This is a genomic window from Methylosinus sp. Ce-a6 (assembly GCF_009811655.1).
Lineage (GTDB): Bacteria > Pseudomonadota > Alphaproteobacteria > Rhizobiales > Beijerinckiaceae > Methylosinus.
This window is the reverse complement of the sequence record NZ_BGJX01000001.1, coordinates 139,397-158,995: the sequence shown is the minus strand read 5'-3', so window position 1 is coordinate 158,995 and position 19,599 is coordinate 139,397. Positions and strand designations below refer to the sequence as shown.

Annotated in this window: 20 protein-coding genes; 12 read left to right on the top strand and 8 right to left on the bottom strand. The window is 66.6% G+C overall.

Translation table 11 applies throughout. From position 1 onward, the window contains the following. Window positions 1-35 precede the first annotated feature (35 nt). From Mspo_RS00860 to Mspo_RS00845, 4 genes are all read left to right on the top strand, one after another. Window positions 36-617 (top strand): ABC-type transport auxiliary lipoprotein family protein, encoded by a 582-nt coding sequence (locus Mspo_RS00860; protein WP_159726049.1) that lies wholly within the window; start codon window positions 36-38, stop codon window positions 615-617. A 182-nt stretch (window positions 618-799) separates the two neighbouring features. Further along, complete coding sequence (locus Mspo_RS00855) at window positions 800-1,189, top strand: 2Fe-2S iron-sulfur cluster-binding protein (RefSeq protein ID WP_018264485.1); 390 nt, start codon at window positions 800-802, stop codon at window positions 1,187-1,189. 321 nt (window positions 1,190-1,510) lie between these two features. Next, entirely contained in the window at window positions 1,511-2,545 is a 1,035-nt protein-coding gene (locus tag Mspo_RS00850) for an NAD(P)/FAD-dependent oxidoreductase (RefSeq protein ID WP_159726048.1), read from the top strand. Between the two features lie 55 nt (window positions 2,546-2,600). Beyond that, window positions 2,601-3,263: an O-methyltransferase gene (locus tag Mspo_RS00845; protein ID WP_159726047.1), complete on the top strand. Its 663-nt coding sequence runs from the start codon at window positions 2,601-2,603 to the stop codon at window positions 3,261-3,263. 39 nt (window positions 3,264-3,302) lie between these two features. On the opposite strand, the gene Mspo_RS00840 is transcribed toward Mspo_RS00845, so the two are convergent. Both Mspo_RS00840 and Mspo_RS00835 read right to left on the bottom strand, forming a co-directional pair. After that, window positions 3,303-3,686 carry a hypothetical protein gene (locus Mspo_RS00840; RefSeq protein ID WP_159726046.1) on the bottom strand — a complete coding sequence of 128 codons (384 nt, stop codon included), beginning with the start codon at window positions 3,684-3,686 and terminating at the stop codon, window positions 3,303-3,305. Window positions 3,687-3,842: 156 nt separating this feature from the next. Then, window positions 3,843-4,238: a hypothetical protein gene (locus Mspo_RS00835; RefSeq protein WP_159726045.1), complete on the bottom strand. Its 396-nt coding sequence runs from the start codon at window positions 4,236-4,238 to the stop codon at window positions 3,843-3,845. Between the two features lie 190 nt (window positions 4,239-4,428). On the opposite strand from Mspo_RS00835, the gene Mspo_RS00830 reads away from it, so the two are divergent. The 4 genes from Mspo_RS00830 to Mspo_RS00815 all read left to right on the top strand — a co-directional run bounded on the left by Mspo_RS00830 (window position 4,429) and on the right by Mspo_RS00815 (window position 8,278). Next, window positions 4,429-5,070, top strand: coding sequence for a helix-turn-helix transcriptional regulator (locus tag Mspo_RS00830; protein WP_159726044.1), 642 nt, complete (start codon window positions 4,429-4,431; stop codon window positions 5,068-5,070). Window positions 5,071-5,179: 109 nt separating this feature from the next. Continuing rightward, a complete protein-coding gene (locus Mspo_RS00825) occupies window positions 5,180-5,965 on the top strand; it encodes a 3-hydroxybutyrate dehydrogenase (RefSeq protein WP_159726043.1) in 786 nt (261 codons plus the stop codon). Beyond that, complete coding sequence (locus Mspo_RS00820; protein ID WP_159726042.1) at window positions 5,962-6,972, top strand: patatin-like phospholipase family protein; 1,011 nt, start codon at window positions 5,962-5,964, stop codon at window positions 6,970-6,972. Before Mspo_RS00825 ends, Mspo_RS00820 begins: the two co-directional genes overlap by 4 nt. A gap of 259 nt (window positions 6,973-7,231) precedes the next feature. Continuing rightward, window positions 7,232-8,278: a hypothetical protein gene (locus tag Mspo_RS00815; protein ID WP_159726041.1), complete on the top strand. Its 1,047-nt coding sequence runs from the start codon at window positions 7,232-7,234 to the stop codon at window positions 8,276-8,278. Between the two features lie 20 nt (window positions 8,279-8,298). Here the strand turns inward: Mspo_RS00815 and Mspo_RS00810 are convergent, their stop codons facing one another. Then, entirely contained in the window at window positions 8,299-10,428 is a 2,130-nt protein-coding gene (locus tag Mspo_RS00810) for a bifunctional diguanylate cyclase/phosphodiesterase (RefSeq protein ID WP_159726040.1), read from the bottom strand. A gap of 173 nt (window positions 10,429-10,601) precedes the next feature. Next, entirely contained in the window at window positions 10,602-10,838 is a 237-nt protein-coding gene (locus Mspo_RS00805) for a hypothetical protein (RefSeq protein ID WP_159726039.1), read from the bottom strand. A gap of 115 nt (window positions 10,839-10,953) precedes the next feature. Between Mspo_RS00805 and Mspo_RS00800 the strand changes: the two genes are divergently transcribed. Next, on the top strand, window positions 10,954-11,775 hold the full coding sequence (locus Mspo_RS00800) for a LysR family transcriptional regulator (RefSeq protein WP_159726038.1): 822 nt from the start codon (window positions 10,954-10,956) through the stop codon (window positions 11,773-11,775). A gap of 99 nt (window positions 11,776-11,874) precedes the next feature. Here the strand turns inward: Mspo_RS00800 and Mspo_RS00795 are convergent, their stop codons facing one another. Both Mspo_RS00795 and Mspo_RS00790 read right to left on the bottom strand, forming a co-directional pair. Next, the gene (locus Mspo_RS00795; protein WP_159726037.1) at window positions 11,875-12,618 is read right to left on the bottom strand and encodes an acetoacetate decarboxylase; all 744 of its coding nucleotides are present in this window, start codon (window positions 12,616-12,618) and stop codon (window positions 11,875-11,877) included. A 185-nt stretch (window positions 12,619-12,803) separates the two neighbouring features. Continuing rightward, entirely contained in the window at window positions 12,804-14,762 is a 1,959-nt protein-coding gene (locus Mspo_RS00790) for an acetoacetate--CoA ligase (protein ID WP_159726036.1), read from the bottom strand. 238 nt (window positions 14,763-15,000) lie between these two features. Between Mspo_RS00790 and Mspo_RS00785 the strand changes: the two genes are divergently transcribed. Continuing rightward, window positions 15,001-15,156: a hypothetical protein gene (locus tag Mspo_RS00785; RefSeq protein ID WP_159726035.1), complete on the top strand. Its 156-nt coding sequence runs from the start codon at window positions 15,001-15,003 to the stop codon at window positions 15,154-15,156. Between the two features lie 98 nt (window positions 15,157-15,254). Here the strand turns inward: Mspo_RS00785 and Mspo_RS00780 are convergent, their stop codons facing one another. Further along, window positions 15,255-15,614: a response regulator gene (locus Mspo_RS00780; RefSeq protein ID WP_159726034.1), complete on the bottom strand. Its 360-nt coding sequence runs from the start codon at window positions 15,612-15,614 to the stop codon at window positions 15,255-15,257. Then, the gene (locus Mspo_RS00775) at window positions 15,615-17,693 is read right to left on the bottom strand and encodes an HWE histidine kinase domain-containing protein (RefSeq protein WP_159726033.1); all 2,079 of its coding nucleotides are present in this window, start codon (window positions 17,691-17,693) and stop codon (window positions 15,615-15,617) included. 143 nt (window positions 17,694-17,836) lie between these two features. Between Mspo_RS00775 and ftsY the strand changes: the two genes are divergently transcribed. Both ftsY and Mspo_RS00765 read left to right on the top strand, forming a co-directional pair. Next, entirely contained in the window at window positions 17,837-18,877 is a 1,041-nt protein-coding gene (gene ftsY, locus Mspo_RS00770; protein WP_159726032.1) for a signal recognition particle-docking protein FtsY, read from the top strand. Beyond that, the gene (locus Mspo_RS00765; protein WP_159726031.1) at window positions 18,874-19,482 is read left to right on the top strand and encodes a septation protein A; all 609 of its coding nucleotides are present in this window, start codon (window positions 18,874-18,876) and stop codon (window positions 19,480-19,482) included. Before ftsY ends, Mspo_RS00765 begins: the two co-directional genes overlap by 4 nt. The last annotated feature ends 117 nt before the right edge of the window (window positions 19,483-19,599 follow it).

The window sequence follows — 19,599 nt, the reverse complement described above, 5'->3', positions numbered from 1 at the left end:
CGGCGTCGCGCGCGGTCAGCGGGAAGGGTCGGTCGATGGCGCCGTCGAGAGCGTCGCTCTCAATCATTCTGCTCGCCGCCATGGCGCTTTCGGCCTGTGGCGGGGCGCCGCAGCGCGATAGCTTCGATCTCGGCGGTCCGGGCGGCGGACGCGCCCTCGCGCGGCCCCTGCGCGGCGCGCTCGCGGTCGCCGAGCCGCAGGCGGTGCAGCCGATCGACTCCGATCGCATCATCGTGCGCACAGGCCCCAATGAGGTCGCCAATCTCGCCGAGGCGCAATGGGTGGACCGGCTGCCGCGGCTCGTGCAGGCGCGGCTCATCGCCGGCTTCGACATCGGCCGCGCGACCGGCGCCGTCGTGCGCGCGGGCATGGTCGCCGACCGCGTGCTGTGGACGGAAATCCGCCGTTTCGAGATCGATGTGACGAGCGCGGAGGCGGTGGTCGAAATCTCCGCCAAGCTGCTCGACGGGCGCGGCGCTCCCCTCGGCCGCGGCCGCGTCTTCTCGAGCCGCGCGCCGGCGCCGCACTCCACCGGCGCGGCGGCGACGCAGGCGCTCGACGAGGCGCTGACCGCGACCATCGGCCAGATCGTGCGTTGGACCGCCGCGCAGGTCTGACGCCCGCATGACATCAAGCCGTCGCGGGCTGGAGGAAAGACTAGCGCGTCCGCGTCGCCGATGATAGTTGATCGCGCGATGGACGAGCGTCGGGTCGAAGCTTCGGGCAGGACTTCGGCGGCCCGCCGATTGTTGCGCCGGCGGCAGGCGCGCCGACACGTCAACGGAAGAGACAGAGCATCATGGTGAAGACCAGCCTCTACGACCAAGCGACCCGCTACGGCGCCGAGCCCGGCGGCGGAGCCCCGACCAAGGCGAAGATCACCTTCGTCGATTCGCATGGTCAGGCCCGCACGGTCGAGGGCGAGACGGGCTCCACCGTCATGGAGACGGCGCGCCGCAACGATATCCCCGAGATTCCGGCCGAATGCGGCGGCGCCTGCGCCTGCGCCACCTGCCACGTCTATGTGGACGAGGCCTGGGTCGAGAAGGCCGGCAAGCCCTCCCAGATGGAGGAGGACATGCTGGACTTCGCCTTCGACGTGAAGCCCAATTCGCGGCTGAGCTGCCAGATCACCGTGCGGCCCGAGCTCGACGGCCTCGTGGTGACGACGCCCTCCCAGCAAGGTTGAGCGCCACGCCTTTCGCAAAAAAAACGCCGCGACGACGCGGCGTTTTTTGTTTGCGTCCGGGACGGACCTTCTCTCGCTCGCGCCCCGCGTCGGAAGACATTTGCATGACGGCGCGGATGCTATAGATCAGGGCCGTGAATGGATCGGGGTTCGATCGGGGTGGGCGCCTCGGCGGACCTGATTCGACGGCTGCGGCTATGGTCGAGACGAGCGACGCCGCGGGGCGAGCCCCGAGGGCGCGCGCTCGCGCATCTTCGGCTCGGCGCACGGCAGCCTCGCCCATCGCGTAATTTCGTTTCGAACGCGGCGAAGGACAAGAAAATGAGTGAGACAATCGAAACCGACGCGCTGATCGTCGGGGCAGGCCCGGCCGGTCTGTTCGCGGTTTTCGAATTGGGCCTTCTGGATATTCGGGCCCATGTCGTCGATATTCTGCCGCGCGCCGGCGGCCAATGCTCCGAGCTCTATCCGGAAAAGCCGATCTACGACATTCCCGGCTATCCGCTCGTCACCGGTCAGGGCCTGACCGACAATCTGCTGGAGCAGATCAAGCCCTTCAGCCCGACCTTCCATTTCAACGAGATGGTCGAGACCTTGACGCCGACGGGAACGCCGGAGGCGCCCTCCTTCGAGGTGACGACCGATGCGGGAACGAAATTCAAGGCGAAGGTCGTCTTCGTCGCGGCGGGCGGCGGCTCTTTCCAGCCGAAGAAGCCGCCGATCGCCGGCATCGACGCTTACGAGAACAAATCCGTCTTCTATGCGGTGCGCCGCATGGAGGATTTCCGCGACAGGGACGTCGTCATCGTCGGCGGCGGCGATTCCGCGCTCGATTGGACGCTCAATCTCCAGCCCATCGCCAAGAGCCTGACGCTCGTCCATCGTCGCGACCAGTTCCGCGCCGCGCCGCATTCGGTCAATGCGCTGCAAGAGCTCATCGCCTCCAAGAAGGTGGATTTCCGTCTCGGCCAGGTCACGGCGATCGAGGGCGCGAATGGCGAGCTCTCCTCGGTGACGATCCGCGGCAACGACAATGCCGAAGCGGTGGTCTCGGCGCATCGCCTCATGCCCTTCTTCGGCCTGACGATGAAGCTCGGCCCGGTGGCGGATTGGGGCCTCAACCTCAACGAGAATCTCGTTCCCGTGGACACGGAGAAGTTCGAGACCAACCATCCGGGCATTTTCGCCATCGGCGACATCAACACTTATCCGGGCAAGCTGAAGCTCATCCTGTGCGGCTTCCACGAGGCGGCTCTGGCCGCGCAGAAGGCGCATCGCTACATCTTCCCGGACAAGAAGCTCCTGTTCCAATATACGACGTCGTCGACCAATCTGCAGAAGAAGCTCGGCGTCTGACCGCCGAGCCGCGTCCCGAGCGGCGTCCTTTGTCTCTCGAGGGAGGAGGGGGCTCATGTCATCGCAAGCCTGGAGCGCCGTCGACGCCTATATCGCGGATCGTCTCATCGGGGCGGATGCGCATCTCGACTCGGCTCTCTCCGCCAACGCCGCCGCCGGCCTGCCGGCGATCGACGTCTCGCCGCCGCAGGGCAAGCTGCTGCATCTCCTCGCGCGCTCGATCGGGGCGAAGCGCATTCTCGAAGTGGGCGTGCTCGGCGGCTACAGCACCATCTGGCTGGCGCGCGCGCTGCCTGACGGCGGGCGGCTGGTGACGCTGGAGCTCGAGCAAAAGCACGCCGATGTCGCCGCCGCCAATCTCGCCGATGCGGGCCTCTCGGACCGCGTCGAGATCCGCGTCGGCCCGGCGCTCGACACGCTGCCGAAGCTCGCGGCGGAGGCGGCGGGGCCCTTCGACCTCGCCTTCATCGACGCCGACAAGTCCAATAACGCCAATTATTTCGCTTGGGCGCTGACGCTCTCCCGGCCGGGGAGCCTGATCATCGTCGACAATGTCGTGCGCGACGGCTCGGTGCTCGCGGGGACGGACGCCAACGCCGCCGGCGCCCGTGCGCTGTTCGATACAATAGCGACGGAGCCCCGCGTGACGGCGACCGCCATTCAGACGGTCGGCTCCAAGGGCTGGGACGGTTTCGCGATCGCTCTGGTCAATGGCTGACGACCGAGCCCCTCGCGGGGCCCGGTCTGTCAGATGTCGTCAGGCGTCGGCGAGAGCGCGGTCCCGCGCCGCCGCGCCCTTCTGGATCGGCTCGCCCGCGGCGTCGAAGAAGGCGGCGTCGATCTGCCGGCCCCGCTCGTCATAGCGCCAGGCGATGCGGGCGACGCCGAGGCCTTTGCGCAGGGTCGGCTTGCCGTCGGCGTTGAAATAGGCTTCCTCGATCTTATTGCCGCGCTCGTCATAGCGACGGGCGACGCGCGCCGCGCCGGTGCTCTTGCGCTTCACTGGGCGGCCGTCGGCGCCGAAATAGGTCTCCAGCACCTCGACCCGCCGGCGCGCCGGCGCATTGGACTGATCCTGGCTGGGCGCCGCCGCGGCTCGCGCGGAGCGCCGTCCCTGTCGGGGAGAAACGTCGTAATCCATTGTCTCGTCTCGGCCTCGAGCGAAACTTCGGCTCGAACCTCGGCCGCGTTGCGCGCGCCGGCGGGATCGAAGTTCGCTTTCGTCTTCTGAAAAATGCGCCTTCCCCCGCCGGAAGCGGGAGAGTGAGGCGCGCTCGTGCGCAGCCTTGGGCTGTCGTCAGAGGGCGAGGGCCGGAGGAGCGCGCGCTCCAACGGGAAGTTGCGCGAGCCGCTCGATGTCGAGCGATTCGCGTAGCGGCGTCAGAACGCCCGCCAGGAATGAGCGCGGCGCGTCGAGGCCGGCGAAACCACCGGCGACGCCGCCGTCGAGTCCGGCGCAATGTTGGACGCAGCAGGCGTCCATGCCGCGGACGGGAGCGCGCGGCCCTTGCGAGCGTTGCTCGGCCGTGGCCGTTTTCGCCGTGACGCAGATCGCGCCGCCGAAGGCGCTCTGCCCGGCGCGCGCGCCGACGACGAGGCCTGCGGTCAGTCCCTGCAGCACGAGCAGATAGGCGACGAGCAGCGTCGCCGCCGTCTGTCCATACTGCCAGGATTTGTCGCTCTGCTGGGTCACGATCGTTTCAAAATAGGCACGGCGATCGTCATGGTCAATGGAGCGTCGCCGCCCAATTGTCGGACTTTCCTGAAAATGCAGCGATTTCGACTGGAAAAAGCCGTCGCCCTGGCCAAGCGGCGCAGGCAAATCTCGAATTGCGGAGCCGGCCGGACTGTTCTATTCCTATCTCTAGGAATGAGGTCCGCCTATGGCTGAAATCCTGACGCATGCGCAGATCTGGGCGGCGCTGGACGCGCTCGGCGAGCGCTACGGCCTCACCGCCTCCGGCCTCGCCCGCAAGGCCGGCCTGGACCCGACCACATTCAACCGCTCCAAGCGGCAGACCGCCGACGGGCGCCTGCGCTGGCCCTCGACCGAGTCGATCGCCAAGGTTCTGCAGGCGACGGGGGCGAGCCTCGACGAATTCATGACGCTGGTCGTCGCCAAGGGACAGCGGCCGCCGCGCGGCGCGCGTCCGCTCATCGGCCTCGCCCAGGCCGGCGTCGGCGGCTTTTTCGACGACGCCGGCTTCGCCACAGGCTCGGGCTGGGACGAGATCGACGTCTTCGCCGACGCCGACGAGCATTCCTACGCGCTCGAGATTTCCGGCGACTCCATGGCCCCGCTCTATCGCGACGGCGACATCGTCATCGTCTCCCCCGCCGCCCCGGTGCGTCGGGGCGACCGCGTGGTGGTCAAGACGACCTCCGGCGAGGTTCTCGCCAAGGAGCTGAAACGTCAGACGGCGCGCACGGTGGAGTTGAAATCCTTCAACCCCGCCTATCCGGACCGCGTCCTCTCCCGCGAGGAGGTGAGCTGGATCGCCCGCATCCTCTGGGCGAGCCAGTAAGGCCAGTAAGTCCGCGCCGCGTCATGTTCCGTCGAAGTGGCGGCGCTAGATTGCGTTCAGAACAATTTCCAGCGCCTCCGTCGGCGCGTTTTCACCCAGAGGAGCGCGAATGTCTCTCGCCAAACGCAACGCCGTCGTCACCGGCTCCACCAGCGGCATCGGCCTCGCCGTTGTCCGCGCTCTCGCCAAGGAGGGGGCCAATGTCGTCATCAACGGCTTCGGCGAGGCCGCCGAAATCGAAAAGGAGCGCGCCGCGATCGAGAAGGAGTTCGGCGTCACTGCCATCTATGACGGCGCCGACATGACCAAGCCCGAAGAGATCGCCGCCATGATCCACAATGCCGAGGCGAAGCTCGGCTCGGTCGACATTCTCGTCAACAACGCGGGCGTGCAATATGTCTCGCCGATCGAGGACTTCCCGATCGAGAAGTGGAATCAGATCATCGCCATCGATCTCTCCTCGGCCTTCCACACGATCCGCGCGGCGACGCCCGGCATGAAGAAGCGCCGCTGGGGGCGCATCATCAACACCGCCTCGGCGCATTCGCTCGTCGCCTCGCCCTTCAAGGCCGCCTATGTCGCGGCCAAGCACGGGATCGCGGGGCTCAACAAGGTCGTGGCGCTGGAGCTCGCGACCTATGGCGTCACCGCCAATTGCATCTCGCCCGGCTATGTCTGGACGCCTCTCGTCGAGAAGCAGATTCCCGACACGATGAAGGCGCGCAATCTCACCCGCGAGCAGGTCATCAACGACGTGCTGCTGCAGGCGCAGCCGACCAAGGAGTTCGTCACCGTCGATCAGATCGCCGCGCTGGTCCTGTTCCTGTGCTCGGATGCGGCGGCGCAGATCACCGGCTCGAATATTTCCATCGACGGCGGCTGGACGGCGGGATGACGCGCAAGAAGGTCACTCTGGCCCTGCAGGGCGGCGGCGCGCATGGCGCCTTCACCTGGGGCGTGCTCGACGCCTTCCTCGAGGACGGGCGGCTCGATGTCATCGGCGTCAGCGGCGCCAGCGCCGGCGCGATGAACGCCGTCGTCTACGCCGACGGGCTGCGCGAGGGCGGGCCGGCGCGCGCCCGCGCGCAGCTCGAGAAGTTCTGGCGCACGATCAGCGTGGACGGCGATTTGAGCAAGGCGCAGCGCGATCTCTGCGATCTCGTGTTCGGCTTCTGGGATCCGCTGAAGCTGCGCAAGACGCTCAGCCACAGCGCCGTCAATTATTTCTCGCCCTATGATTTCAATCCGCTCGACATCAACCCGCTGCGCGACCTCATCGAGAGCCTCATCGATTTTACGGCGCTGCGCGCGAGCGACGATCTGAAGCTGTTCATCTCGGCGACCAATGTGCGCACCGGCAAGGTGCGCATCTTCCGCCGGCCGGAGCTGACGATCGACATGCTGATGGCCTCCGCCTGCCTGCCCACTCTGTTCCAGGCGGTGGAGGTGGAGGGCGAGGCCTATTGGGACGGCGGCTATATGGGCAATCCGGCGCTGTTCCCGCTCTATACGGAGACCGATTGCCGCGACATCATCCTGGTGCAGATCAATCCGGTCGAGCGCGACGAGGTGCCGCACAGCTCGCAGGAGATCATGGACCGGCTGAACGAGATCACTTTCAACGCCTCGCTCCTGCACGAGTTCCGGGCCATCGATTTCGTCGCCCGCCTCATCGACGCCGGGCGGCTGACGGGCACGCATTATAAGAAGGTGCTCCTGCATCTCGTCGAGGGCGGCGCGGCGATGAAGCGTTACGGCGCCGACACCAAGCTCGACGCCGATTACGACTTCCTGCGTTCGCTGTTCGAGATCGGCCGCAAGGCCGGCAGAAGTTTTCTCGACCAGCATTTCGACGCGATCGGCGTCGTGGGAACGCTGCAATTGAAAGAGCAACTGATCTGAAAGGGCGGCTCTCGACCTTTTTTTGTGAAAATCCGCTCCGTGCGATCCACGCGGGCCGCGGCTCCCCGCGGCCGCTGCGGCAAAGATCGGCCACATTTCTCTCTATTCCTGATAGAACGCGGCGTAGACCGCCATGGAATTTCTCGCCGACAGGGGTGTTTCGCGAATACGCGCGGAGGCCGCCATCGGCTAGATCGCGAATGATGGCGTCGGGCGTCGACTGTCAGCCGACGCGCCGGCGCAATCGGAGGACTGGAAGATGAACGCATCTGCGGACAAGAAACTCATCGCCGAGTTCGAGGAGTTCAAGGAGCTGTTGCGTCACGTCGGCCAGCAGCAGGACGACGGAGAGGCTCCCGCACGGCTGGACGCGGCCGCGGAGCCGCGAGCCTCCGCCGACGCCGAGCCCGTGCGGGCGCCGAGCGAGGCGGACCGGATGCGCGCGCGGCGAAAGCCCAAAGCGAGCGAGCCCGAAGCCGAGAGCGGCGAAGTGCGCGGTCGCGGGCGCGGATGGCTGATCGCGGCGGCCGTCGTCGTTCTGGTCGTCGGCGCCGGCGCCATGGCGACCATGTTCCTCCCGCAAGATGAGGACCCGGTCGCCTCGGCGACGCAGCGCGAGCCGATCGATCCGGCCGAGCCCGCTTCCAACGCCGCTGCGGAGAACGCCGACGCCGATGGCCGCGATGCCATGGCGGCCGACGCCGCGCCGGCGGCGATCTCGGCCGAGCCCGTCGCCGAATCCGCTCCTGCCGCCGAAGCGGTCGAGCCGACGCCGGCCGCCTCCGCTGCGACTCCGTCGGCCCTGCCCGACGGGGCGCTGAACCCGCCGGCCGCCGCTGTTCCGCTCGCGGCGCCTTCGGCGGCGGCCCTGCCTTCGGCCGCTCCCATTCGCGTCATTCCGACGCCCGCCGCGCCTCCGCCGGCCGAACCCGCCGCCGCGCCGGCCTCGCAGGAGCCTGCCGCCGCGGTTCCCGCGCCCGCCGTCGCCGCGCCCCCGCCACCCGCGCGCACGGCCAAGCCTGCGCCCAAGCCCGCGCAAAAGCCCGCGCCCGCCAAAGCCGAAGCTGCCAAGCCGCTCGACCGCCATGCGGCGCAGCCGGCCAAGCCGACGGCGCAGGCCAAGCCGGCGAAGCCGAGACCCGCTCCAGCTCCGGCCGCGCCCGCCCCGCTCGCCGAAGCGCCGGCTGCGCCGCCGCCGCCCGCCCCGGCTCCGAGCGAGCAGCCGGGCTTCATGCAGCGCGCGGTGGACACGGTCACTGGCGCGGTCGGCGATCTCGGCCGCATGGCGACCGGCGTCATCCCTTGAAATCGGCAGGGTCGCGCGGCTCAGGCCACGCGGCGATCGGCGCGCCGACTGCGCAGGAGCCTCGCGGCGTCGGCGGCGGGCATCGCCTTGCCGAAATAGAAACCCTGGCCCATCTCGCAGCCATGCTCGGCGAGACGGCGCAGCGCCTGCGCCGTCTCGACGCCCTCGGCGACCGCCGTCACGCCGAGATGCTTCAACAGGCTCAGTATCGCGTCGACGATCTTGCCGCTCTCCTCGTCGTGCTGCATGGCGAGCACGAAGGAGCGGTCGATTTTCACTTTGTCGAAATGGAAGGCGCGCAGATGATAGAGGCTCGAATAGCCCGAGCCGAAATCGTCGAGCGAAATCGTCACGCCCTCGGCCTGGAGCGCGGCGAGAGTCGCGCGGGCCGTGTCGACATCGCCGACGAGCGCGCTCTCGGTGATCTCGACGTCGAGGCGCGAGGGCGGGAATGCCTCCTCCTCGAGCGTCGCCAGCAATCTCGAGGCCAGCAGCGGATCCTCGAGCTGCACCGGAGAGATATTGACGGAGAGGCGCACCTGCGCGTCCCACTGCAGCGCCTCGCGGCAGGCGCGCCGAACCACCGACCAGGTGAGTCCGCCGATGACGCCGATCTGCTCGGCGAGCGGAATGAACACGTCGGGAGCCATGGGGCCGAGCGTCTCATGCGTCCAGCGCGACAGCACCTCGAAACCATAGACGCGATTGTCGCGTAGATCGACGAGCGGCTGATAGTAGGGATGTATGTCGCCGGCGGCGATGGCCTTCTTCAAGGCCGATTCGAGCGCCGCTCGCCGGCGCAGCTCCTCGTCCATGCCCTGCTCGAAGAAGCGGAACAGGCCGCGGCCGTCGCGCTTTGCGTGATACATGGCGATGTCCGCGGCGCGAAGCAGAGTGCTGACGTCGAGACCGTCCTCCGGGCAGAGCGAGACGCCGACGCTGGCGCTGATGTCGATGCGCCTTTCGCCGATCTCGATCGTCTCGCCGATGGCGGCGAGCGCGCGGCCGGCGACTCTCGTCGCCTGATCCGCATGGGTTCCCGGAGACATCTCCATCAAAATCGCGAATTCGTCGCCGCCGAGCCGCGCGACGATATCATTCTTGCGCGAGGCCTGGCGCAGGCGTCGGGCGACTTCGCACAGAACCGCGTCGCCCAGGCGATGTCCTTCGAGGTCGTTGATCGGCTTGAAGCGGTCGAGATCGACGATGAGCAGGGCGCAGGCCGCCGCGCCGTCCTCGACGCGCTCGATCGCCGCATGCAGATCGGCGACGAGCATGCGGCGATTGGGCAGGCCGGTGAGGGAGTCCTGACGCGCGAGAATCTGCGCATGCTCCTGCGCCGCGCGCGTCGCCTCATGCGCGCGCTCCAGCGCCTGCGCATTGGCGCGAAAAACGTCGAAGGCTTTCGCCATCGCGCCGATCTCGTCGTCGCGCTCGACCTCCGGGACTTCGACATGGCGATTGCCGGCGGCGAGCTGCGCGAGCGCCTCGGTGATCGCCGCGAGCGGCCTTGTGACCCGCTCCTTCACGCGAAACAGCAGCCAAATGGCCAAGGCCGAGGCGATCGTCGAGGCGATCAGCATGGACTTGAGCGCGCCATCGGTGACGCGCGCGGCGGTGTCTGCTTCAGCGCGCGCCGACCATCTCAGTTCCTCTATGGCGGCGTCGGCCGCCTCGTCGGCGGCTCGGTAGAGATCATGCAGCGCGTTCGCGCCCCGTGCGGCCCGGATCGCGAGAATGTCCGGCGTGCGCGCCATCCAATCGTCATGCGCGGCGAGATAGGCGGCGAGCGCGTCACGAAATCTGGCGAGGTCGGGGCGCGGCTCGGCGCGAAAGAGCGCGAAATAGTCCTTCTGCAATTTCTCGATCTCGACCCGATTTTCCGTCGCGCGCTGCTCCGCCGCGATCCGCTCTTCCTCGGTCTCGGCCAGAATGCGATAGGTCTCGGAGATTCGGAATTTGGACATGCCTTCCGACAATGCGCCGAGAAGCTGCGTCGCCTCGATCCATTTCGACGCGAGCGCGTCCGTTTTTCCGGCGACGACGCGCAGGCTCTGCGCAGAAAGAACCGCGAGCCCGAGAACAATCGCCAGAAACGCGCCATTGAATAGCGCCAGCTGCGCCTGCAGCGAAAAGCGAAAGCTCGACATTGAACGCGCTCGAGGCTGCCCCACTGTCCGAGATATTTGTAATTTGAAGAGCGATTGTCCAGTTGCGCCGGGCGCTATCGCGGCCGCTCTAAAGTTATTTGGTTTCGCATGTTCTTTTCCGAAAACCGCTTCGCACTTTTCGGGAACATGCTCGAAGCTCGGAAGGCGCATCGTCAAACGACGCCATCGTCATCTGGCGGAAGCGGCGCAGAAGGATAAGCGCGCCGCGCTTTGGCTCGCGTCAGATAGAATCTCTCGCCCTCGCGATAGGCCGCGTTTCCGCTCACCACCTCGAACTCGCAGAACGCGCGGGCGCAGGCCTCCCGCGGCCAGGCCAGCAGCCGCACGCTGCGCGGCAACAGCGCGAAGCCCGCGCCGTCGTCCTTCTCGAATGTCGTCGACGGTTCCATCGCCGTTTCGCGTCCCGAGTTCGCATTCCCAGCATCGGCTACAGCGACGCATATGGCGCGGCGTTGCGGGTCGATCCAATTGTCATTCGCGATCCGATGATGCATTTCTCGCATCATGGAGCTGCAGTGGATCGACGATTTCCTGGCGCTCTGCCAGACGCGCAATTTCACCCGCGCGGCGCAGGCGCGCTGCACGACGCAATCCGCCTATAGCCGCCGAGTGCAGCGGCTGGAGGAATGGCTGGGCGCGCCGCTCTTCGATCGCGAGCGCCGTCCAGTGGCGCTCACGCCCGCGGGCGAGGAGTTTTTGTCGCGCGCCCATCGTCTGCGCGACGAGATTTTCGACGCGCGCCGCGCCGTTCTCTCCGTTTCGAGCCATTTGGAGAAGGCGCTGCGCATCTATGCGACCAACACGCTCGCCGCGACATTTCTGTCGCCATGGTTGATCGAGCGTGAATTGCGCAATTATTCCGTCGTCGTCGCCTCCGTCTCGGGCTGCATAGAGGCGGTCAAGCGCGGCCACGCCGATCTGGCGCTCGCGCCGAATTTCGGCGACGCCGACGCTCTCGCCGGGCTCGAGTTCGAAGAGATCGGCGAGGATCGGCTGATCCTCGCTCAGCGTCGCGGCGCGGAGAATGTCGTTGCGCTCGATGGCGACGCGCTCGTCGGCCGCCTCATGGTCTATGCGCCGGGCACGCATTATGGCGCGCGCATCGGCGCCATGCTCGCCGCGCATGGCGTCCACATACGCGGGCGGCCGCTCTGCGAGAGCGCCTCGGCCGAGGCGCTGCTGGCGCAGGTCGAGGCCGGGCTCGGCGCCGCCTGGATTCCGGCGATCCTCATGCGCGAGACGATCGTCCGCTGCGACGTCCCCGATTATTTCGACATTCCGTACAAAATTCTTCTGGCGCGCGCGCCGAAGGAGAAGCGCGCCTGAGCGCCGCGAGAGCGCATTCGGACAAATCATGTCCGAATGCGCTATTTGAATTCGCATGTTCTTTTCCGAAAACCGCTTCGCACTTTTCGGGAACATGCTCTATTTTTTCTCGAGATAGTCGAACGCGACCTCGCCCAGCGCGAGGGTGAGATCGGCGACGAAATGCGTCGCCGAAACGATTTCGCGCACCGGCAGGCGAGCGACGTCGCAGGCGACATGGGGAAAGAGCGCGAGCGCGGCCGGCGACGCCCAGGCGCCCTTCACGACGACATCCGTCATTTGGTAGCGCACGAGCTCCAGCACGCGCGGCGAGCCATCCACATGGGGGATGATCTTCAGAAGAAAATTCGGCTGCTGGATCGCCTCGGCGATCGGCGCCGTCTCCAATATGCGATGCTTGTAGCCGACCGAAGCCTCGACGCAGAGCGCCGGGCCGTAATGGAGCGTGCAGAGGATCACGTCGCCGTCGTGCTCGACCTTGGGCGAGGCGAGCTTTTTCGGAAAGCCCCAGAGCTCGCGCCCGCCGGCGATGGGCGCGTCATCGTCGAGATACATGGCGTGGACGTAAGCGCCCTTCTGGCCCTGGAAGCGCACGGGAATCACCTGTCCGCTCTCGGTATAGTCGCCGAAGCCGGTCGAATCGGGCATTCGAATGAATTCATATTTGACGATCGGCTCGTCGATCTCGAGCGGCTCCGGCACCACGGCCTCGAGCGCCTCGCGGTCGGTGCGATAGGCGATGACGATGAATTCGCGATCATAGAAACGATAGGGACCGCGCGGATAGGCGGGATTGGTGAGCGGCATCGCAAAGGCCGTGTTTCGCACTCTGTCGATCTTCATCTTCGCGGCTCCTATCCACCATGTTCAGGCAACGAGGCGAATAAATAGCGCGGTTTCGTGACGTCTCTCCGTCATTGCGAGCGCAGCGAAGCAATCCAGAGCCGCGAGGCGGCGCCCGGATGGAGAGACCGCCTCATGGCTCTGGATTGTTTCGTCGCTTCGCTCCTCGCAATGACGGCGGCGTCTCAGCCCTTCCTCGAAAGCTGCGGAAGATTTGCGAAAAATTCCAGGCACTCCGCATTGGACAAAGCGCCGACATTCTTCACCGGGCGTCCGTGCACGATCTCCTTCACCGCGAGCTCGACGAGCTTGCCGGAACGCGTATGCGGCAGATCCGGCGCCTTTACGATGACGGAAGGGACATGGCGCGGCGAGGCCTTCTCGAATAATTCGCGCTTGATGCGCGCCGCGAGCGCGTCGTCCAGCTCCACGCCTTCGCGCGTCTTCACGAAGAGCACGATGCGCGTCGTGCCCTCCCATTCCTGATCGATGGCGAGAGATTCGAGCACCTCCGGCAGGCGCTCGACGATATTGTAGATATCGGCCGTGCCGATGCGCACGCCCTGCGGATTGAGCGTGGCGTCCGAGCGGCCGTGAATGAGAAAGCCCTTGTGCTCGGTCTCCGTGGCGAAATCGCCGTGACGCCAGATTCCCGGATGCTCCGAAAAATAGGCTTTGCGATATTTCTCGCCGTCGGCGTCGTTCCAGAAATAGATCGGCATGGAGGGGAAGGGCTGCGTGCAGACGAGCTCGCCCTCGCGGCCGATGACGCGCTCGCCCGCCTCGTCCCACACCTGCACGCCCATGCCCAGTCCGGCGCATTGAATCTCGCCGCGATAGACGGGGCTCCAGGGATTGCCGCCGACGAAGCAGGAGATGATGTCGGTGCCGCCGCTGATCGAGGCGAGCTGCACATCCGCTTTGAAATCGCGATAGACGTAATCGAAACTGTCCGGCAGGAGCGGCGAGCCGGTCGAGGCGATGGCGCGCACGGCCGCGAGATCGTGGCTCTCGCGCGGCTTCAGCCGGGATTTCTCGATCTGCTTGAGATAGCCGGCCGATGTGCCGAAGAAGCTCGCCTTCTCCTTCGCGGCGAAGTCGAGCAATATCGCGCCATTCTGGCCGGCGTTGAAGAAGCCGTCGTAGAGCAGCAGCGTCGCCTCGCTCGCGAGGCCGCTCGCCAGCCAGTTCCACATCATCCAGCCGGTGGAGGTCGCATAGAAGAAGCGATCGCCGGGCTCGATGTCGCACTGCAAGCGATGCTCTTTCAAATGCTGCAGGAGCGTGCCGCCGGCGCCATGCACGATGCATTTGGGCGCGCCCGTCGTGCCGGAGGAGAACATGATGTAGAGCGGATGGTCGAAAGGCAGCCGCTCATAGCGCAGGCTCGCGCCCTCATGCGCCGCCAGCGCATCGTGCCAGAGTTGCGCATCGGCGAGCCCTTCGAGCGAGGGCGCTGCGCTCGTATAGGGGACGAGCAGGATTTTTTGGACGCTCGGCAATTTGCTCGCGATCTCGCGAATATTATCGGCGCGGTCGAGCGTCTTGCCCTTGTAGAAATAGCCGTCGACGGCGATGAGGATGCGCGGCGCGATCTGGCCGAAGCGGTCGAGCACGCTCTGCACGCCGAATTCGGGCGCGCAGGAGGACCACACCGCGCCGAGAGAGGCGGCGGCGAGCATGCCGATGATCGCCTCCGGCCCATTGTGGATATAGGCGGCGATGCGGTCGCCGGGCTCGACGCCTCGCGCGCGGAAAAAAGCGGCGAGCGCGCCCGCCCGGGCGGCGATCTCGCCGAAGGAGAGCCGGCGCTCGACCTTGTCCTCGCCCCAAAAGACGATCGCCTCCTGCTCCGCCGGGCGGGGGCGCAGCAGATTTTCGGCGAAATTGAGCCGCGAGTCCGGAAACCAGCGCGCGCCGGGCATTTTGTCGGCGTCGATGAGGATGCGCTCGCCCTTCTCGCCGATGACGCCGCAAAAGTCCCAGACGGCCGACCAGAATTCGGGCGAATTCGTCAGGCTCCAGCGATAGAGCCCGTCATAGTCGAAGCTCTCGGCGAAAGGCCGTGTGGCGTCGAGGGACTGGGCGAAGCGGGTAAGAACGGCGTTTTTCTGGCGATCGAGGTCGGGCTTCCAGATCGGCATCGACTTGTCCTTCGGGCGCGACGTTGGGCTCGCCTTCTCATAGAAGCTCCGAAATCCGCGCGATAGGGGACCGGCCGCCCTATTTTGGGACGGGTGCCGGCGGCGCGACAAGCTCTGCTTGCGGGCTCGGCGCCGCTATGTTGGGCGCCACGGCGGGGCCATTCGGCATTCGTTCATATTCGGAGCGGCATTGTCATCGAGGGCGCGTCGGTCGGACGCCCTGCACAGGAGATAGATCATGAAGAAATTGATTGCGACTCTTGCTCTCGGCTTGGCCGTCGCCGCGGCCCCGCTGGCCGCCTCGGCCCATCCGCGGCCATTCAAGCATCGCCATCACCATCATCATCACCACCACCACCACCACCATCACCATCACCATCACCACCACCGCTGATGACTTGGGGGCTCGCGCACCGGGGTGGTTCGCGAAGCGAACGCCTCGAAGCGCGAGGGCTCCGGTGGCGCGCTCGATCGTCCTCGGGCGCCGCCGCGCTACTTCGCGAGCGCCAATATGCGCGAGGTGAGCTCCTCCTCGTCATAGGGCTTGGCGAGGAAGGGCGCGCCCGATAGCGGCTCCGGCAATTGCCGCTGCAGATAGCCGGACAGAACGAAGAAGGGCAGTTTCCTCGCGCGCAGCGCGTCGGCCACGCTGGCGCTGCACACGCCGTGCAGATTGGCGTCGAGGATCGCGCCGTCTATGTGTTCGTCCTCGATCAGCTTCAACGCCTCGTCGACCGAGCTCGCCGTCCCCCCGATCGCATATCCGACCTCCTCCACGACGAAACAGAGATCGGCGGCGATCGCCGGCTCGTCCTCGACGACGAGAATGCGGATGGGTTCGTTGTCGCTCATCTAATCCTCTCCCTGCGCCGGCTCGATCACATTGTCGAGCGGCGCGCTCACGCTCCAGACGACGCCGCTCGACGCATAATCGAGCGTCACGCGTCCGCCGAGCGCGTGCTTGGCCATTTGCAGGATCACCATATGGCCGAAGCCATGGCGCTTGGGCGCGGCGACCGGCGGCCCGCCGCTCTCGCGCCAGCTCATCTCGAAATGCGACTCGCCGCTTTCGCTCGTCACGCCGAAGGCGATGTGCGCCACGCCTTCGTCATTGGAGAGCGCGCCATATTTTCCGGCGTTGGTCGCGAGCTCGTGCAGCGCCATGCCGATGGCCTGGCTCGCCCCCGGCTTCACGATCGTCGTCGGCCCCTCGATGTGGATGCGCGAGCCGAACAGATCGCGGAAATGGGCGAGCTGCGAGCGCGTCAGCGCATGCAGCTCGACGCCGCGCCACTCGTTCTGCACGAGAAGATCATGGCTCGCGCCGAGCGCCGCTATGCGCTGATCGAATCGCTGCGCGAAGGCGACGGGCGAATCCTTTCGCGCCGTCTGCCGCGCCACCGCGCGCACCACCGTCAGCAGATTTTTGGCGCGATGTGTGACCTCGCGCAGCAGCAGCTCGACGCGCTCCTGCGCCTGCTTGCGTTCGGTGATGTCCTGAATGGTGCTGCGCAGGCCGACGATCGCGTCGCGCTCGTCGCGCACGGCCTCGCCGCGAATGGTGACATGAATGGCGGCGCCGTCGGCGCGATGGGCGGGAAGGTCGAGCTCGAAACTTTCGCCCGTGCGCAGCGTCTCGCGCGTCGCGGCGTCGAGCCTTTCCCAATCGGCGGGGGCGTAGAGCAGGCCCTTCTGCTCGGCAAAGCTCGGCGGCGGCGCAGCCGGATCGAGGCCGAAGATACGTGCGAGATAGGGCGAGGCGCCGCCGCGGTCGTCAAGGCGTCCGCTCCATCGCCAGCTGCCGATGCGGCCGAGCCGCTGCGCCTCGCACAGCTCCGCCTCGGCGCGCCGCAGCGCGAGCTCGCGCACGCGGATCTCCTCGGCGCGTTCGCGCTCGGCCGCATAGGCGCGCGCGTCGGTCATTGCGGAGGCGATCTTGGCGGCGACGCGGTCGAGGAAATAGGCATAGGCGGCGTCGAGCCGCTTGAACGGACTGACGGCGGCGATCAGCGCCGCCGCGGCGCGGTCCTGCCCGAGCAGCACGATGGGGAAGAGCACCGCTTCGTCCGGGGGCGTCGTCCAGGGTCCGCAGGGCGGTTCGCCGAAGCGCGCGTCCAGCGTGCGAATGGCCACGCGCCCGGGCGTGAGCCGAGCGACCTCGTCGAGGCCCCACAGATCGCCATTGTCAGGATCGGGATCGCCGAGCTTGATCCGACGCGGCGCCACGCGCCCGCCCGGCAGCACGCCGGTCGCCGCCGTCAGCTCCGCCTCGCCGCGATCCTCGTCGAAACGGTAGATCGCCGAAAAGGGCACGTCATAGCCGTTGGCGGCGAGCACGCTGGCGGCGACGCGGCAGGCCTCGCCCTCATTCTCGGCGCGGCTCAGCGCGGCGAGATCGCGCAGCGTGCGCAGCCTGCGCTCGCCGATGACGCGGTCGGTGGTCACGACAACCGGGCAGAAAACCCCGCCGATCGTTCCGTCATCATCCCGGATCGGGCTGTAGGAGAAGGTGAAATAACCCTCGTCCCGGCGGCCGTTGCGCATCGTGTAGAGCTGCAGGTCTTCCGAGCGCGTCGGGCGTCCGCCGACGAGCGCGTCCTGCAACATGGGCCCGATCACGTCCCAGATTTCCGGCCACACCTCACGCGCCGGAAGGCCGAGGGCGCGCGGATGCTTGTCGGCGAGAAGCCCATGACAGGCGTCGTTGTAGAGAAGACAGAATTCGCCGCCCCAGAGGATGGCGATGGGGAAGGCGCTGTTGAGACAAATTTCCAGCGCCACGCGCAGCCGCTTCGGCCAAGTCTGCGGCAGGCCGAGCGGCGATTTGGCCCAATTGGCGGCGGTTATCGCCGCGGCGGTTTCGCTGTCTCCGAAGAAAAACCGTCCGGATCGCCGTTCCGTGACGTCGATCCAGGCTGCGTCGGCTGTCACTGTCGACGACCCAAGTCGCTCGAGGCCAGCCCCCTGGCGTCATATCGAGCCCTCGTTTCGCCGATTCAACCCCGCTGCGGCGAAACGCGCCGCTGGCCCTTCGTCGCGCCCTGGTGTAGCAATCGGCGCGACCGCGAGGGATTATGAGCGAAGCCGAGGAAAAAAAGGGACTCTTCGCGCGGCTGTTCGGCCGCGGCGGAGCGCCGGCCGCCGACGCCGGCGAAGACCGGCCGAAAAAGCGCTCCTGGTGGGAGCGGCTGACCGGGGGCCTGTCGCGCTCCTCGCAGGCCATCGTCCAGGGCATCGCCGATCTCTTCAACAAGCGCAAGCTCGACGCGCTCACCCTCGAGGAGCTCGAGGATGTGCTGATCCGCGCCGACTTGGGCGTCGCCGCGGCGCAGCGCATCGCCGCCAAGGTGGGCGCGGCGCGCTATGAGAAGACGATCGGCCCGGATGAGGTGCGCGCCATTCTCGCCGAGGAGGTGGAGCGCGCGCTCGAGCCCGTGGCGCGTCCCTTCGAGATCGACGAGTCGAAGAAGCCCTTCATCGTGCTCGTCGTCGGCGTCAACGGCTCCGGCAAGACGACGACGATCGCCAAGCTCGCCGCCAAATGGAGCGGCGAGGGCAAGAAGGTGATGCTGGCGGCCGGCGACACATTCCGCGCCGCGGCCGTGGAGCAGCTTCGAATCTGGGGAGAAAGGCTCAACTCTCCGGTATGTTACGCGCCCGAGGGGGCGGACGCCGCCGGCCTCGCCTTCGACGCGATCAAATCGGCGCGTGAGCGCGATTCCGACATTCTGCTCATGGACACGGCCGGCCGGCTGCAGAATCGCTCCGAACTGATGGCCGAGCTCGCCAAGATCGTGCGGGTGATGAAAAAGGCCGAGCCCGAAGCGCCCCACGCCGTGCTTCTGGTGCTCGACGCGACCGTCGGCCAGAACGCCATCGCCCAGGTCGACGCTTTCGAGAGGACGGCGGGCGTCACCGGTCTCGTCATGACCAAGCTCGACGGCACGGCGCGCGGCGGCATTCTCGTGGCGATCGCCGAAAAATACGGCCTGCCGATCCACTTCATCGGCGTCGGCGAAGGCGCGGACGATCTCGAGCCCTTCACCGCGCGCGACTTCGCCCGCGCCATCGCCGGGCTCGAATCCGACGCAGAGGCGGGCGAACAAAACTCATGACCGAAGAGACGACAGCAGCGCCCGCCAAGAGGCGCCTTCACCCCGGATTGAAATTCGCGTTGGAGATGGGGCCGCTGGTCCTGTTCTTCATCGTCAATCAGAAGTTCGGCATCTTCCAGGCGACGGCGGCGCTGATGGTCGCCGTGCCGGCGACGCTCGCCGTCTCTTATTCCATCACCCGCCATCTGCCGACCATGCCGGTCGTCACGGCGATCTTCGTGCTCGTCTTCGGCTCGCTGACTTTCTTCTTGCAGGACGAAAATTTCATCAAGCTGAAGGTGACGCTCCTCTACGTGCTTTTCGGCTCGGCGCTTCTCGGCGCGCTCTGGTTCGACAAGCTCTTGTTGCCGGCGGTGTTCGAATCCGCCTTCCGGCTCGACGACGCCGGCTGGCGCAAGCTGACCTGGCGCTGGGCCTTGTTCTTCTTCTTCCTGGCCGCGCTCAACGAATTCGTGCGGCGCGACTTTCCGACCGACGTCTGGGTGAATTTCAAGGTCTTCGGCATATTGCCGCTGACGCTGCTCTACGCCTTCGCGCAAATCCCGCTGATGTTGCGCCATGAGCAGAAGGACGAGGCCGGCGACGAGCCGGACAGCCATTTCTGACTTTGAGCTTTTCTGACTTTGAGCTTTCCTGCAGCGGGTTTTTTTTCTTCTCGTCGTTCACATGCCCTGTGCGATCTCGCACAGGCGCGCGCGGGAGGCGGCGCTAAATGTCGAAAG